The sequence below is a fragment of the Paenibacillus sp. 1A_MP2 genome (assembly GCF_052244825.1).
GTDB classification, from domain to species: Bacteria; Bacillota; Bacilli; order Paenibacillales; family Paenibacillaceae; genus Paenibacillus; species Paenibacillus vandeheii.
Map to the genome: position 1 here is coordinate 822,578 of NZ_JBQQCS010000001.1, position 14,803 is coordinate 837,380.

General features: G+C 48.8%; 9 protein-coding genes and 2 pseudogenes. 7 read left to right on the top strand and 4 right to left on the bottom strand.

Annotated elements, in window-relative coordinates; translation table 11 throughout:
- Positions 1-200 precede the first annotated feature (200 nt).
- From uxaC to ACTWJ7_RS04200, 4 genes and pseudogenes are all read left to right on the top strand, one after another.
- Positions 201-1,642 (top strand): annotated as a pseudogene (gene uxaC / locus ACTWJ7_RS04185) (glucuronate isomerase).
- A 198-nt stretch (positions 1,643-1,840) separates the two neighbouring features.
- Positions 1,841-2,383 (top strand): MarR family winged helix-turn-helix transcriptional regulator, encoded by a 543-nt coding sequence (locus tag ACTWJ7_RS04190; protein ID WP_053782716.1) that lies wholly within the window; start codon positions 1,841-1,843, stop codon positions 2,381-2,383.
- Positions 2,380-4,107 (top strand): ABC transporter ATP-binding protein, encoded by a 1,728-nt coding sequence (locus ACTWJ7_RS04195; RefSeq protein WP_024629894.1) that lies wholly within the window; start codon positions 2,380-2,382, stop codon positions 4,105-4,107. Before ACTWJ7_RS04190 ends, ACTWJ7_RS04195 begins: the two co-directional genes overlap by 4 nt.
- Positions 4,104-5,984, top strand: a complete 1,881-nt coding sequence (locus tag ACTWJ7_RS04200; protein WP_285075921.1) for an ABC transporter ATP-binding protein — start codon at positions 4,104-4,106, stop codon at positions 5,982-5,984. Before ACTWJ7_RS04195 ends, ACTWJ7_RS04200 begins: the two co-directional genes overlap by 4 nt.
- A 378-nt stretch (positions 5,985-6,362) precedes the next feature.
- Here the strand turns inward: ACTWJ7_RS04200 and ACTWJ7_RS04205 are convergent, their stop codons facing one another.
- On the bottom strand, positions 6,363-6,953 hold the full coding sequence (locus ACTWJ7_RS04205; RefSeq protein ID WP_094939189.1) for a hypothetical protein: 591 nt from the start codon (positions 6,951-6,953) through the stop codon (positions 6,363-6,365).
- Between the two features lie 288 nt (positions 6,954-7,241).
- Between ACTWJ7_RS04205 and ACTWJ7_RS04210 the strand changes: the two genes are divergently transcribed.
- Positions 7,242-8,453, top strand: coding sequence for a serpin family protein (locus ACTWJ7_RS04210; RefSeq protein WP_443145152.1), 1,212 nt, complete (start codon positions 7,242-7,244; stop codon positions 8,451-8,453).
- A gap of 191 nt (positions 8,454-8,644) precedes the next feature.
- On the opposite strand, the gene ACTWJ7_RS04215 is transcribed toward ACTWJ7_RS04210, so the two are convergent.
- Together ACTWJ7_RS04215 and ACTWJ7_RS04220 are read right to left on the bottom strand one after the other, a co-directional pair.
- Positions 8,645-9,244 (bottom strand): GNAT family N-acetyltransferase, encoded by a 600-nt coding sequence (locus ACTWJ7_RS04215; protein WP_079347864.1) that lies wholly within the window; start codon positions 9,242-9,244, stop codon positions 8,645-8,647.
- An 87-nt stretch (positions 9,245-9,331) separates the two neighbouring features.
- Positions 9,332-9,955 carry a TetR/AcrR family transcriptional regulator gene (locus ACTWJ7_RS04220; RefSeq protein WP_079347862.1) on the bottom strand — a complete coding sequence of 208 codons (624 nt, stop codon included), beginning with the start codon at positions 9,953-9,955 and terminating at the stop codon, positions 9,332-9,334.
- Positions 9,956-10,136: 181 nt separating this feature from the next.
- Here ACTWJ7_RS04220 and ACTWJ7_RS04225 point away from each other — a divergent pair.
- A pseudogene (locus tag ACTWJ7_RS04225) lies at positions 10,137-12,365 on the top strand (MMPL family transporter).
- Positions 12,366-12,636: 271 nt separating this feature from the next.
- Complete coding sequence (locus ACTWJ7_RS04230; protein ID WP_024629901.1) at positions 12,637-13,590, top strand: nucleoside hydrolase; 954 nt, start codon at positions 12,637-12,639, stop codon at positions 13,588-13,590.
- A 192-nt stretch (positions 13,591-13,782) separates the two neighbouring features.
- On the opposite strand, the gene ACTWJ7_RS04235 is transcribed toward ACTWJ7_RS04230, so the two are convergent.
- Positions 13,783-14,538 (bottom strand): DUF3105 domain-containing protein, encoded by a 756-nt coding sequence (locus tag ACTWJ7_RS04235; protein ID WP_301880324.1) that lies wholly within the window; start codon positions 14,536-14,538, stop codon positions 13,783-13,785.
- Between the last annotated feature and the right edge of the window lie 265 nt (positions 14,539-14,803).

Here is a 14,803-nt window from a genome sequence, read left to right on the forward strand (position 1 = left end):
TCATCTCCTTCTCACAATCTTCAAATCAGCATAATTGCAATTAAAAACAGTATACCTTGTTCCAGGATATATGCCTAAATCAACCTTTTGTGATAACGCTATCATTTTATATTGAACTTTGTGGGCAAACAGTGTAGCGTAAAGATCGGGAAGTGAACCCATATGAACGTAAACTCACCTAAAGGGAGCGTGCGAGGCGAATGAAATCTTTTCTGGATGAACAATTTTTACTGCATAATGAAACGGCGATCAAGTTATATGAAGATTATGCGAAAGACATGCCGATTATTGACTATCATTGCCATCTCAGTCCACAGGAAATCTACGAGAATAAGACCTTTGGCAATATTACAGAGGCTTGGTTATACGGTGATCACTACAAGTGGCGGCTGATGCGCGCAAACGGAATTGAGGAGCAATACATTACGGGAGGAGAAGGCGTAACGGATTACGATCGTTTTCTGGCGTATGCCAAAACCGTACCCATGATGATTGGTAACCCGCTGTACGCGTGGTCTCATCTGGAATTACAGCGTTATTTCGGTGTCTATGAAGTGTTGAATGAGACGAGCGCCCCCGCCATCTGGGAAAAAGTAAATGCAAAATTGAACAGTGCCGGGTTTGGTGCACGTGATCTCATTACCAAATCCAATGTCACCGTGGTATGCACAACCGATGATCCATGTGATTCCCTGGAATATCACCTGAAGATTCAGGAGATTGAAGGATTTGATACGGCCGTACTGCCTTCATTCCGCCCAGATAAAGGGCTCGAATTGAACCGGGATACCTTCTCGGAATGGGTGGGCAAGCTATCACAGGCAGCTGGAACAGCGATCTCCGATTATGATTCATTCCTTGCTGCCCTTGAATCACGGGTGGAGTTCTTCCATTCTGTAGGAGGCAGAGTATCGGATCATGCACTGGATTATGTACCTTTCGGTGCGGCTACACAGGAGGAAGCAGGGGCTATATTTGCCAAGGCTCTCGCGGGGCAGAAGGTTAGCCGGGAAGAAGAGGACAAGTACAAGACGGTAACGTTGACTTTCCTCGGCAAACTGTATGCAGATCGTGGCTGGGTGATGCAGTTCCATATTAATGCTGCCCGCAACAATAACAGTCGGATGTTCGCCCAGCTTGGCCCGGATACCGGATATGATGCGGTGAATGATACGCCACTTTCCTCGGCAGTCATCGGCCTGTTGGATGCACTTGATCAGGAGCAGGCGTTACCAAAAACAATCCTGTATTCCCTGAATCCTCGGGACAATGAAGTGCTCGCAGCGATTATGGGCAGCTTCCAGGGCGGCGGCATTCCAGGCAAAATCCAGCTTGGTGCGGCCTGGTGGTTTAACGATACGAAGGACGGCATGCTGGCTCAAATGAAGGCGCTGGCGAATGTAGGTCTAATCAGCCGCTTTGTTGGCATGCTGACCGATTCCCGCAGTTTCTCTCGTACACAAGACATGAGTATTTCCGCCGTCTGGTCTGCAACCTCATCGGTGAATGGGCCGAACAAGGCGAGGTACCCCATGATATGGAACTACTTGGACAGATCGTACAGGGCATTGCCTACAACAATGCGAAGGAGTATTTCCCTTTTGCATCTGCATTGAAAACGGTCTCTGCTTCGCAGTCCTGATTTGTCTATATTGGGTTCGAAACCGTGGCTTTCAAGTCACGGTTTTTTGGTGTGAATTTGTTGTTTGACTTTCAATTTGCACAGGAATATACTTAGTGCACCTAATTAATTGATTGGCTATTTAATTGGAATACTATTTAATAGATATCCTATGATGTTGGGTCTCTATGGAATGATAATAAAAAGGGGGGGACATCGATGACTGGTATAAATCCGGTCGCCCAGAAGGTTTTATACTCCATCATGCAGTTTAGTAAAGGCAAATGGAGGCAGCATAAACCTCATGGGCGCAATCATAATGAAATTATGGTACTGGGCAGTTTGCTTCACGGCATGCATCCGGGAGAACGGTTGAACTGGAAGGACAATCCGCCTGATTTCAATGACACAATCCAATCGAATCATCCAGGATTGAAAGTATCGGAAATTAGTGCTTTATTGCGCGTGAAATCACCGACGATTACTCCTGTCATTCGTGGGCTTGAGGACGAGGGATTGGTTAAGCGAACCATGGACCCGGAGGATCGCCGCGCAGTTCGCATTACGATTACTGAAGCAGGCCGTGAAATTATTCGGGCGGCTCATCAGGAGCGCATGGAGATTTTCAATAAGCTTGTTGAGCATCTGGGTGAGGAAGACAGTCTTCAATTAGCAGAGTTGTTAACCAAGGTGTACACCTTTTTTGATACACGAGTTTCTCAACAGACAGATACGTCTACAGAAGGAGATGATAAGCCATGATGAAACTGTTTCGCATGCTTAAGCCATACCGAATCCCCATTTTCTTCATATTGGGTCTGGTGCTGTTACAGTCATTAGCTGAACTGTACTTGCCGACCCTGATGGCGGATATCGTGAATCACGGTATAGTAAAAGGGGATGTGCCATATATTTGGCAGATTGGCGGCTGGATGCTGTTGATCGCGATTGCAGGTACAGCCTGTTCCATAACAGCCAGTTATCTTTCTTCCCGCACAGCGGGCGGATTTGCCAAAAAACTGCGCAGCAGAGTGTTCCGCCATGTGGAGAACTTTTCACTGCAGGAATTTGATAAATTAGGTACAGCCTCGCTGATTACCCGTACCACAAATGATATTACACAGGTTCAGAACGTATTAACGATGATGCTGCGCATGATGGTTATGGCTCCAATGATGTGTATCGGTGGTATCTTCATGGCGGTATCCCAGGATGCCAAATTATCGACCATCTTCCTGGTTGTTTTGCCTGTGCTGGCGGGAGCCATTGCACTGATTGGTGCGAAGGGTCTGCCTTTGTTCAAACAAATTCAGAAAAAGCTGGACCGACTCAACCTGGTCCTACGTGAGCAATTAACAGGGATTCGTGTCGTTCGTTCCTTTAATCGTGGGGAACATGAACGTGCCCGCTTTAATGGAGCCAATACGGATCTGCGAGACGTATCCATTAAAGTGAATGTGCTCATGGCGACATTAATGCCTGTCATGATGCTGGTCATGAACTTTTCGATGATAGCCATCCTTTATTTCGGTGGACAGCGTATCGACAGCGGGCATATGGATATCGGTTCACTGATTGCGTTTATTCAGTATGCGATGCAGATCATGTTCTCTCTCATTATGGTCTCCATTATCTTTGTCATGATTCCAAGAGCATCAGCTTCGGCAGAGCGGATCAACGAAGTCTTGGATATGCAGCCGGATCTGAGTAACCCTGAGCAGCCTCGCAGCATGAGTGCACTGCAAGGTACGATCGAGTTCGATAACGTGACATTCCGTTACCCGGGTGCAGAAAATGCTGCATTGTCAGGCATTTCATTTACAGCACGTCCAGGTGAGACCACGGCCATTATTGGGGGTACGGGCTCAGGGAAATCTACATTGCTCAGTCTCATCCCACGTTTCTATGATGTAACAGAGGGCAGTGTACGGTTGAATGGAACAGATGTCCGTGAGCTTCGGCAGGAAGATCTGCGGGCCAAAATCGGGTTTGTACCGCAAAAGGCGGTCCTTTTCACCGGAACAATTGCGGAGAATATCCGCCACGGGAAGGATGACGCCACGATGGAGGAAATTGTTCATGCCGCTCAAACGGCCCAGGCAGAGAACTTCATTACGGAAATGAAAGACGGTTACGACAGCGTCATTGCGCAGGGAGGCAACAACGTATCTGGTGGACAGAAGCAGCGTTTGTCCATTGCACGCGCACTTGTACGCCGTCCGGAAGTATATATTTTTGACGACAGCTTCTCGGCTCTCGATTTCAAAACGGATGCCAAGCTTCGTGCTGCCCTGAAGTCCGAAACGACGGAAGCAGCAGTGCTTATTGTGGCACAGCGCGTAAGTACGGTTATGAATGCCGATCGCATTCTGGTTATGGATGAAGGACGGATTGTCGGTTCAGGAACACATAAAGAGCTGCTGGAGCACAATGAAGTGTATCGCGAGATTGTATCCTCCCAGCTGACAGAGGAGGAGATCGCATGAGTGAACGTACAGAACGCAAGTCACCTCGTCCCCCTGGCGGACCGGGTCATCCGGGAGGCGGAATGGGCATGCGGCCTCCGGTGGAAAAAGCGAAGGATTTCAAAGGTACACTGCGGCGCTTGATGCGGTATCTTCAGCCCCACAGCTATCGTTTGCTGGGTGTGCTGGTCGCAGCCATTCTAAGCACCGTGTTCAGCATCATCAGTCCGAAGGTGATGGCGGAAGGAACGGATATTCTCAGTCAAGGCGCTATTGCCATCCTTCGGGGTGTGCAGGGGGCCGGAATTGATTTTCCTGCGTTGATGAAAGTCTTGTATCTGCTGGTGGGGCTCTATCTGTTTAGTGCAGCTTTCATGTACATTCAGCAGTACCTGATGGCTGGTGTAGCACAGCGAGTTGTGTATGACATGCGTGAGCAGATCAGTGCCAAGGTTGGGCGTCTGCCACTGAAATATTTTGACTCCCGTACCCACGGGGAAACATTGAGCCGGGCAACAAACGATGTGGACAATATCAGTAATACGCTCCAGCAAAGTTTGGCGCAGTTCATTACATCTGTCGTCACCATTGTCGGGGTTATCATCATGATGCTGACGATTAGTCCATGGATGACCCTCATTACCATTTTGACACTGCCGTTAAGCGTAGTTGTTGTGATGTTGGTGGCATCCCGTTCGCAAAAACACTTTGCCGGCCAGCAGAAATCACTTGGTGAATTGAATGGTCATGTTGAGGAAATGTACACCGGACACAAGGTGGTTAAAGCCTTTGGCCGGGAAGAACATTCGGTAGAGCAGTTTGAAAAAGTGAACGAAGAACTGTATGAGTCCGGTTGGAAAGCCCAGTTTATCTCGGGTATTATCATGCCACTGATGACGTTTGTAGGTAACATTGGTTACGTGCTGATCTGTGTGGTCGGCGGGATTTTTGTTACGCGTGGTGCCATCTCCATCGGGGATATTCTTGCATTCACTCAGTACTCCCGTCAGTTCACGCAGCCGATTAACCAAATTGCCAACATCTCAAATATCATTCAATCCACGATCGCTTCGGCGGAGCGGGTATTTGAATTGCTGGACGAAGAGGAAGAGGTTCCAGAGTCTTCGAAACCGGTACAATTGCAGCAGCCACAGGGTGCGGTTGCATTCCATGGTGTGAATTTTGGATATAAAGCGGATGAGTTACTCATTCAAAACATGAATATTGATGTAAAACCGGGGCAGACGGTAGCCATTGTTGGGCCGACTGGAGCGGGTAAAACAACGCTGATCAATCTCCTGATGCGTTTCTACGAAATTCAGGATGGTCAAATTACGATTGACGGTGTGAATATCGTGGACATGGAACGCGGCAAGCTGCGCAGCCTGTTTGGGATGGTGCTTCAGGACACCTGGCTGTTCAACGGAACGATCCGTGACAACATTGCCTACGGCCGAGAAGGCGCAACGGAAGAGGAAGTCATCAAGGCAGCCGATGCGGCCCATGCCGATCACTTCATTCGTACCTTGCCTGATGGATATGACACGGTGCTGAATGAAGAAGCATCGAACATTTCCCAGGGTCAGAAGCAATTGTTGACGATTGCGAGAGCGATTCTGGCGAATCCGGCCATTTTGATACTGGATGAAGCGACGAGCAGTGTAGACACTCGGACCGAAGTGTTCATCCAGAAAGCGATGAATGATCTGATGAAGGATCGCACCAGCTTTGTCATCGCCCACAGATTGTCTACCATTCGCGGAGCCGACCTGATTCTTGTCATGGATCATGGTAACGTAATTGAGCAGGGCAATCATGAGGAACTGATGGAGAAACAGGGCTTCTATGCTGATCTGTACAACAGTCAGTTTAGTGAGCAGCAGCCACAGGCGATCTGATCGCAGTTGATGGTGAAATAGTAAAAAAAGCCGGGCACCCTCTGGGTGATCCCGGCTATTTGTTTGTGAATGGTGTGATTTGTGGGCAGCAGGCAGTGTATCATGCGATGCAATGCACGGTGCAAGGTATGGTGTCTTGTCTCCCGACGCTAACGAATCGAGGACACCTTATATCGGGGAAAAGCGTGGAATGTCAAAGCAAACTGGAGACACGCTAATTCGCAGAAGAGTAGTAAAAAGCAGCGAAAGTCGCACCGAATGAGGAAATAAAGTGTCTGAGGTTCGTTACAACACTGGAATGGTGGAATTGGACGAAATAGAGCGTGCTCGATTCGTTAGATGCTTATCCACTGCTATCACAAATCATTTATTTATTTCTTACTGATCGTCAGTCTCTTTCGCAGGTGCATCTGCGTTGTCGCCGGATGACGTCTTTACTTCCAGCTTCGCATCTTCGTCTGCTTCCTCAAGCGCAGAAGGTGCCGGCTCACCCGGTATCAGTTCACGCTGCTCGATCATGCGTTTCACGACCTCATAACAGTCATCAACATGTTTGTTGCCGACATAACGCATGGCTGTGAAGCTGAGCGCGGCAGCCAATCCCTGCCCTGCAAACGGAACAAATTTGGCGACCGATTTGGTGGCTACGCGTATCCCGACTCTTTTCAGTACCTGTACCACCAATTCCTTGGTGACCATACGTCCGATGATTTTGCTTCCAATCGACATGACGAATCCGTAAATCATGGATTTGGTCTCAGGGTCCATACCATCGAGCTGCTTTTGAGATAATCCGAATTTATTATTTATGGCAGGCAATAGCTGCATGAGCATCCCCACATCGGCCAGTACGTCTGTACCGGGAAGAGGAACGAGTGTTGTACCAGCGGAAGCGGTGGCTCTCTTTTTGACCATGGTGCGGCATTCCTTGCGAACTTGCTCCAATTGTTCCAACGTTGCCGGAATCATAGGGAATCCCTCCATTCGTATATGGTATAGATATAACCGTTTTGAGTCGTTTTGAATGGTGTTTTCTACAGTAGAAATTGATGACCTTGGCATATGAATGTAAAGTAACCTTTTTTCTCAACCGTACGTCTAGTAAAAAAAGGAAATAAATATCGCTATGACAGGTATCTTGAGTATTACGGATGAGGGGGGATTACGATGCATACAAGGTTAGGAGCGCTACTGTTAGTATGTTGGATATGTGGGCTAATCATTACAAGCTGTTCGGCAAAGGAGGACCCGAATAAGATGCAATTCAATTCGGATCAGGAGCTATCCGAGTCAGAACGAAATGCTGCTCTGAAAGAGATCGAGCCCGAAAGAATCCAAGCGATGAACACCATGGGGCTGCACATCCTTCAACAGATGAGCGCAAAAGAGGAGGGTGACGGAAATAATCTGCTGATCTCCCCTTACAGCATTTCGGCGGCGATTGGCATGGCCTATAACGGTAGCGTAGGTGAGACTAGGCAAGAGATGGCGGAGGTGATGGGTTGGTCGGGGCTAGAAATGGAGCGAGTGAATGCTTCTCAGGCTGCTTTACAGCAGTTGTTGACCCATCCGGGTAATGGAATTGAGATTGGCATCGCCAACTCTATGTGGATGAAGGACGGAATTCCAGTAGAGGAAACGTACAAAACTACCATACAGCAAACTTATGAAGCTGAGCTCAGGACACTCAATGGACAACCAGCACAAGCAAAAGAAGAGATCAATCAATGGGTGAAGCAGCACACCGAAGGCATGATTTCAAACCTGATGCAGGAGCCGCCTGAAAAAGAATCTCTAATCTTTCTGGTGAATGCTATTGCATTTGATGGAAAGTGGATGGATGAGTTTGACCCGGAGTACACGACGGACGACGAGTTCAAGCTGGTAAATGGAAAGGCACTATCTGTGCGGATGATGCATCAGAAGAAGCAGTTCCAATACTCGGAGAATAAGGACTGGCAGGCGGTTAGGCTGCCTTACGGAGAAGGGCAGATGCATCTGCTCGTTGTCTTGCCGCGAGAGGGACGTACGCTGGATCAGGTTCAGCAGCAGTTGCTGGAAGACCCGAAACGGCTTGATCGTGGCTCCGAATACAGCCTAGTTGATCTGTCCTTGCCGCGTTTTCGTGCGGAGTATGGCGTGAACCTGAGAGAAACGCTGCAACAGCTGGGTATGGAAATGGCCTTTGACCCTTATGCTGCTAATTTCACGGGAATGATTTCTCCCGGGCCGAACTTGCAGGCATACATTGGTCAGATACAACATCGCGCCGTGATGGAGGTTAACGAGCAAGGTACCGTAGCCGCTGCTTCAACAATGGTGGGAATGGCGGCTGGAAGTGCTCCGCCAACAGATCCGGTGAAGATGAATATGAATCGTCCATTTATGGTCGCTGTAGTAGATGAGGCTACAGATGCATGGGTATTTGCAGGATCTATTTACAACCCGGACCCGCTTGAGGAGAATTAAGCGCAGCCCGAAGCATTCCTTCCAAATCGTTCTTTGATAAGATGGATGGGACGGGGGCAGACAATATGAATGGGACTTGAATATAAAGACACCCGCCCGCCGAGCTTTGATGCAGGCGGGTCATCTTTTCTAACCGGGGATGGTTGTTGATCCGCGGTTTTTTCTTTTTGAACAGGTAAATGGACTAATCGTTAGCTCTCCGCTACCTGATTGCTAGCAATACTGACGTGCCGTTCCCGGAATTCATCCTCCAGTATGCTCATCTGAATGGCATCGTGATATTGATGATTGTAAAACAAGGCATCTCGCCGTACACCTTCGCGTTGAAATCCGAGCTTCTCATATGTACGAATCGCACGCGGATTGAAGGCATACACTTCAAGCTCGATTCGGTGCAGATTGCAGATACCGAAACCATAATCCAGCATAAGCAGAAGTGCCTCGCTTCCATAGCCTTTGCCTTGGTGCTCTGTGTTATCGATAGTGATCCGAATGTGCGCACTCCGATTTTTGGTATGCATGTCCATTAGGGCAATATCCCCGATGACCTGGTCATTTTCCTGCAAGGCAATTAGCAGCATTAGTCGCGAGTCATCTTGTGCTGCGTTTTCAATGTAACGTTCTACTTGAGGACGGGTGAAGCTGTTTTGTGTCCCGGTGAGTCTGCGCATCTCGGCGTCAAACAATCCGGGGAAATAGCCATCAACGTCTGTCGATTCAAAAGGACGCAGATAGATGCGCTTCGTTTCCATTAGACGTGGAATGCGTGGGGATGGTGTGGGTTGGGACATAGGTTATTCCTCCTGTGAGTACAAATTGCTGCCGAGACGCGAGACGATCGAGCGGATCGCCGCATTGGCAAAAGCCTGGAAAGATGTTTACACCTTGTGAGCGGCTCCGTCCAGAAATAAAGCGACCAGCTCACGTGCCAGATCGGCAATCGTTTCATGCATGTCGCGCACGCCTTCTCGATTTGCCAGCATCAGCAAGGACGTGAATGCGTGAGCAAGCAGCATGGGATTGGCAGAACGTAAATATCCGCTATCCATCTCCCGTTTGAAGTGGGTGGCGAGGACTTCATAGATGCGGACCTCGGCTTCCCGGATCTGGGCCAGCTGATCTGCATCCAGATACATATTGGCTTCACGCATCATGGTCTCGGTATCGACATGGGATTGCTGCATCCGTCCTTCCGCGACTTTCTCCAGCCTCTCTTGCAATGTACCGGGTGCATCCATACGAAGAGCTGTTTGCTGCATGCCCATGGCCATCATGCTGGTGATGGCGACGGTGAATAACTGTGGTTTGCTGGAAAAATGATAATAGATCGATGCCTTGGTCACACCGCATAGCGAGGCAATTTGCTGAAGGGAGACGGGTTCATATCCGTATTCCATAAATAACCGCGAGGCGGTCATCAAAATTTTTGACTGAGCTGATGCCTGATCGGCACCGGCTTTGGGTCTGCCCGGCGAGCGGGGAGGGTTCGTTTTATTGCTCATGGCTGCATACCTCTTCACTTATTCATGTTGGCTGTACTAAAAGTGTTCACAAAATTAGTATTTGCAATATTAACCTTCCGGTATATATAATTAAATCAATTATACTATGACCCGTGGTTCATTTCTATATTTATCACATAAAAACGGCTTCATAGAACCAGAGTAGGGAGATGAAGAGACAATGCAAGAAGGTTCGGGCTACGGCCGCTGGGTTGCCGGCAAACGAAGCAAATGGATTACACTGTTGGTATGGATCATCATCGCGGTTGTTCTTGGTGTGGTGTGGCCTGCAGTAGGTGAACGTGAAACGAATAACGCGCAGGATCTGAGTGATTCCAAGCCATCGGTGCAGGCGGCAGCAGTTGCCCAGAAAGAATTTCCCGGCGGCGAAGGCGTTCCTGCTCTCATCGTATGGCGTCAAGCCGGCGGGCTGACGGATGAACAGATCGAGAACATTCAAGCGTTAACCGAGCGACTGGATCAGGATCCGGTCGAGCAGCAGCAATCTGTGGTACCTCTATATCAGCTGCCGCCACAGGCTCTGAAAGGTCAGCTTTCGGAGGACGGAAGCACCTTGGTTATGCCGCTCTTTTTAATAAGGAAGCTGATTCGTCACAGTTGAAGGAAGGCATTGAAGCACTGGAGCAGAAAACGAAAGATATTTTCGGTTCCAACCCATTTGACGTTGCCATCGATGATGCCAGCGCACTAAGTGCACGGGTCACGGGTCCGGTTGGGATATCGATTGATGCGAGCGGACTGTTCTCATCCGCGGATGTATCCTTGCTGATTGCAACCGTTGTGCTGGTACTTGTGCTGTTGCTGCTGATCTATCGTTCGCCAGTACTGGCGATTATCCCGATTATTGCAGTTGGGTTCGCCTATATGGTCACCAGTCCGATTCTCGGATTTATGGCGGATCAGGGCTGGATTACAGTGGACGCGCAGTCCATTTCTATTATGACTGTATTGTTATTCGGTGCAGGAACGGACTACTGCCTATTCATGATCTCCAGATTCCGTCAAATTCTCTATCATGAGCCGGATAAAAAGAAAGCACTCTTCCAGGCGATTACCGGATCGTCCGGTGCGATCGCCATGAGTGGATTTACAGTTGTAGCAGCGCTGCTGGTGCTGCTGTTCGCTGAATACGGTGCATATCACCGTTTTGCCGTACCATTCAGTTTATCCATCTTCATCATGTTTATTGCGAGCCTGACCCTGGTTCCGGCATTGCTGGCAATCTTCGGTCGGGGTTCCTTCTATCCGTTTGTACCGCGTACACACGACATGGAAGTGGAGCGTGCCAAGAAAAAGGCAAACCGGCTCCTGCACCGCGCAAAATCAAGGAAAGCTGGATTGGACGTACGGTGGTAACCAAACCTTGGACAGTTCTTGCGATTACGCTGGTGTTGTTGGGTGGGCTGGCTGCTTTCTCTAGCCAAATCAAATTCACGTATGACTTGCTATCATCCTTCCCCGAGAATGTGTCTTCTCGCGAAGGCTTTAAGGTCATTGGGGAACAGTTCTCGGAAGGTGAATTGGCTCCTGCCAAAGTAATGATCGACACCGAGGGCAAAGAAACGGATCTGAAACAGCGTCTGGAGTCGCTGGATTATGTAAGCAAGGTAGGTGAAGCGCAGCAGGGTGCCGAGAATGCGAACATCACTGCTTACGATGTAGAGTTCAATCTCAATCCATACTCCATGGAAGCGATGCAGCATATCCCGGATCTGCGGGCAACGGCTGAACAGGCGTTAACAGATGCAGGGATTACAGGTGTGGACAGCCATGTCTGGATCGACGGTCAGACGGCTGAGCAGTATGATATCGAAGTCACCGGAGAGCGCGATGCAAGCATCATTATTCCAGTCGTAATTGGGATGATCACGTTGCTGCTCCTGTTATATTTGCGCTCGGTTGTAGCGACGGCGTATCTGATTGCCACAGTAGTCCTGTCCTACTTCTCCGCACTGGGTCTGGGTTGGCTCATTATTCACTATGGACTGGGAGCAGACGCCATTCAGGGAGCGATTCCGCTGTATTCCTTCGTATTCCTCGTGGCGCTGGGTGAGGACTACAACATCTTCATGATCTCAAGCATCTGGCAAAACGCAAAACGATGCCCCTTCGCCAAGCGATCAAGGAAGGTGTGGGCGAAACCGGGTCTGTTATTACTTCCGCAGGTCTGATTCTTGCAGGTACGTTTGCCGTACTGGCAACACTGCCGATTCAGGTGCTGGTGCAATTCGGTATCATCACGGCTGCGGGTGTTTTGCTCGATACGTTCCTCGTTCGACCATTTATGGTGCCTGCAATTACAGCTTTACTGGGCAAATGGGCTTTCTGGCCAGGCAAATATGCGCCTGTAGCAGAGAAGGCCAAAGACAAACAAAATCAATCCATGTAATCAATGGATGGATTCAGACAAGGACAGTGAGGCCACAAGCCACTGTCCTTGTCTTTTTACCATTTTCAATAGTGTAGATGGGGCGGCAAGGTCTGAGATGGAATGGTTAAAATGTAAAATATCCGTAGAATCAGGCGTGTTTCCTGCTTTCTTTGTGTGTGGAAGGTTTACGTAGCCAAGGGTTATGGGACATAATAGTGGTAACGTCAGCTACAAGCAGACGGACGGGATGAACATCAATGGGACAACCAGGGGAAGGATGAAAACAAGCATGACGAACCAACTTAATGTGTATTTTAACCATGACGGCGGCGTGGATGACCTCGTATCGCTGTTCATGCTTCTGCAAATGGACAATGTAAATGTAACCGGTGTATCGGTTATTCCGGCAGACGGATATCTGGAGCCAGCTACAGATGCCAGCCGTAAAATTATCGATCGCTTCGGCACATATTCCGTAGAGGTATCCAAATCCAACTCCAGAGGGAAAAATCCATTTCCTGCGGCGTGGAGATTGCACTCCTTCTATGTAGATGCACTTCCAGTACTGAATGAATCCGGCAAAATGGACGCTCCTCTGTCTGCTGTTCCGGCTCACCAGCATCTGATTGAGAAAGTGCGCAGCACCGAAGGCAAAACGCTGCTCCTGTTCACAGGACCGCTGACGGACCTCGCGCGTGCACTGGACGAAGCACCGGATATTGAAGAGAAAATCGACAAGCTTGTGTGGATGGGTGGCACGTTCGAAAGAGGGAACGTCGAAGAGCCTGAGCATGATGGTACAGCAGAATGGAACGTATTCTGGGACCCGGAAGCGGCTTACCGTGTATGGCAGAGCGGCATCCAGATTGATCTGGTTGCGCTGGAAAGTACGAATAAAGTACCTCTGACACCTGCTGTGCGTAACCGTTGGGCTGCAGAGCGTCGCTTCGAAGGCGTTGACTTCCTGGGCAACTGTTACGCAGGATGTCCGCCACTGGTGTACAGTGAAACGAATTCCACATACTACCTGTGGGATGTGCTGACTACAGCTTCGGTTGGGCGTGAGGACATCGTGAAGAAGAAAACGGTGAACTGTATCGTTATCCCGGATGGTCCAAGCCAAGGCCGTACAGTGGAACAAGCAGACGGACGTCCAGTACAGCTCGTGTATGATACTGATCCGGAAGCGTTCTTTACGTACATGACGGATTTGGGCAAAAAAGCTGCTCCGCAGCGCTACTAATTCAGGCAGCCGCGAGGCCAGCCTCCATTAAAGGTACAACATTAAAAAGCCGCAGGCAGTGTAGCCGGGATACCCGGTTTCCGCCATGCGGCTTTGTTGATGTTACCCTGGTGCCTATTAGCTCGCCCCGCTCTACAACGAGATGGCTGATTTCTCGTGTTCAAATGTTGAAGCAATCAGCGGAAGTGCTCGTTACATCGTTCCACCGCCCTGACGAATGGAAGCAGGAATCTTCTCAGGCCCCTGATTAATATATTTATTAATAAAAGTACCTACTTTGGCATCATCGAATTGGTCCAGCTTCATGGTTTTGGTCCATGCCGTCACAACGACCTCACTGCCCTCGGGGATGTCCTTGTTCGGTACAGCGAGGATACCTGATCCAGCTTTGCGGAACTTGGCAAGGTATTTCAGATGCTCTTTCAGCTCATCACTTGCATTCTCACGGTAATAAATGATGATATCCCCATGCTCCAGATTATGTACTAGGTAAGGATATCCGGGGAAATCGGTATAAAATCCAAACTTGATATCATGCGGGTTATGAGGTCCAGACGTCGGAATGGTCATCTCATATTGGATCGGTTCTTCCGTATGATCTGCCCCGTAGTATTTATCGTTGGTCACGTCGATCGCAGCACCAGCATTCAGATCTGCTACATCATACTTGGTAAGTGCGCCCTGCATGAAGAAAAGAACAAATGCAATGATCGACACCCCAAGCAGTGCATGTGCAGCCAGGCGGATGGAGCGGGTTTTCTTTTTAATCACAGCTCGTTCATTCTTCTTCATATGTGCCAGTGCAGACTTCTGGGTGCGTGAAGACCAGATATAAGCTGCAATGGAGAGCAATAGAACGACTGCACCGACGATAAGCCACAGGTAGGATGGGCCTGCTTCGTGCTCCATTTGCATATGATTCATATTCATATTCATATTCATATCCATATCGATTTTCTCTGCCTTTCTTAGTAAAATTGGATGAATAAAACACTACATAGTATAGTGTTGATGGCAATAGTAAAGGTAATAGTCCGTGTGAGTATGGAGTGTTTCTTGCCATCGATCCTTACGTAAAAAAGAACATACCTTTTACACTACACATTATAGTGTATAAAACACAACGAGTGCAATCTGCGACGGTGTAAACACAAAAAAAAGACCCTCCTTGGAAAAGCAGGGAGAGTCTTTGTAAAAGCTTTTTGAACTAGAT

Coding starts and splice junctions, on each gene's coding strand:
- ACTWJ7_RS04190 (WP_053782716.1), top strand. CDS start 1,841: ATGACTGGTATAAATCCGGTCGCCCAGAAGGTTTTATACTCCATCATG.
- ACTWJ7_RS04195 (WP_024629894.1), top strand. CDS start 2,380: ATGATGAAACTGTTTCGCATGCTTAAGCCATACCGAATCCCCATTTTC.
- ACTWJ7_RS04200 (WP_285075921.1), top strand. CDS start 4,104: ATGAGTGAACGTACAGAACGCAAGTCACCTCGTCCCCCTGGCGGACCG.
- ACTWJ7_RS04205 (WP_094939189.1), bottom strand. CDS start 6,953: ATGATTCCGGCAACGTTGGAACAATTGGAGCAAGTTCGCAAGGAATGC.
- ACTWJ7_RS04210 (WP_443145152.1), top strand. CDS start 7,242: ATGCAATTCAATTCGGATCAGGAGCTATCCGAGTCAGAACGAAATGCT.
- ACTWJ7_RS04215 (WP_079347864.1), bottom strand. CDS start 9,244: ATGTCCCAACCCACACCATCCCCACGCATTCCACGTCTAATGGAAACG.
- ACTWJ7_RS04220 (WP_079347862.1), bottom strand. CDS start 9,955: ATGAGCAATAAAACGAACCCTCCCCGCTCGCCGGGCAGACCCAAAGCC.
- ACTWJ7_RS04230 (WP_024629901.1), top strand. CDS start 12,637: ATGACGAACCAACTTAATGTGTATTTTAACCATGACGGCGGCGTGGAT.
- ACTWJ7_RS04235 (WP_301880324.1), bottom strand. CDS start 14,538: ATGGATATGAATATGAATATGAATATGAATCATATGCAAATGGAGCAC.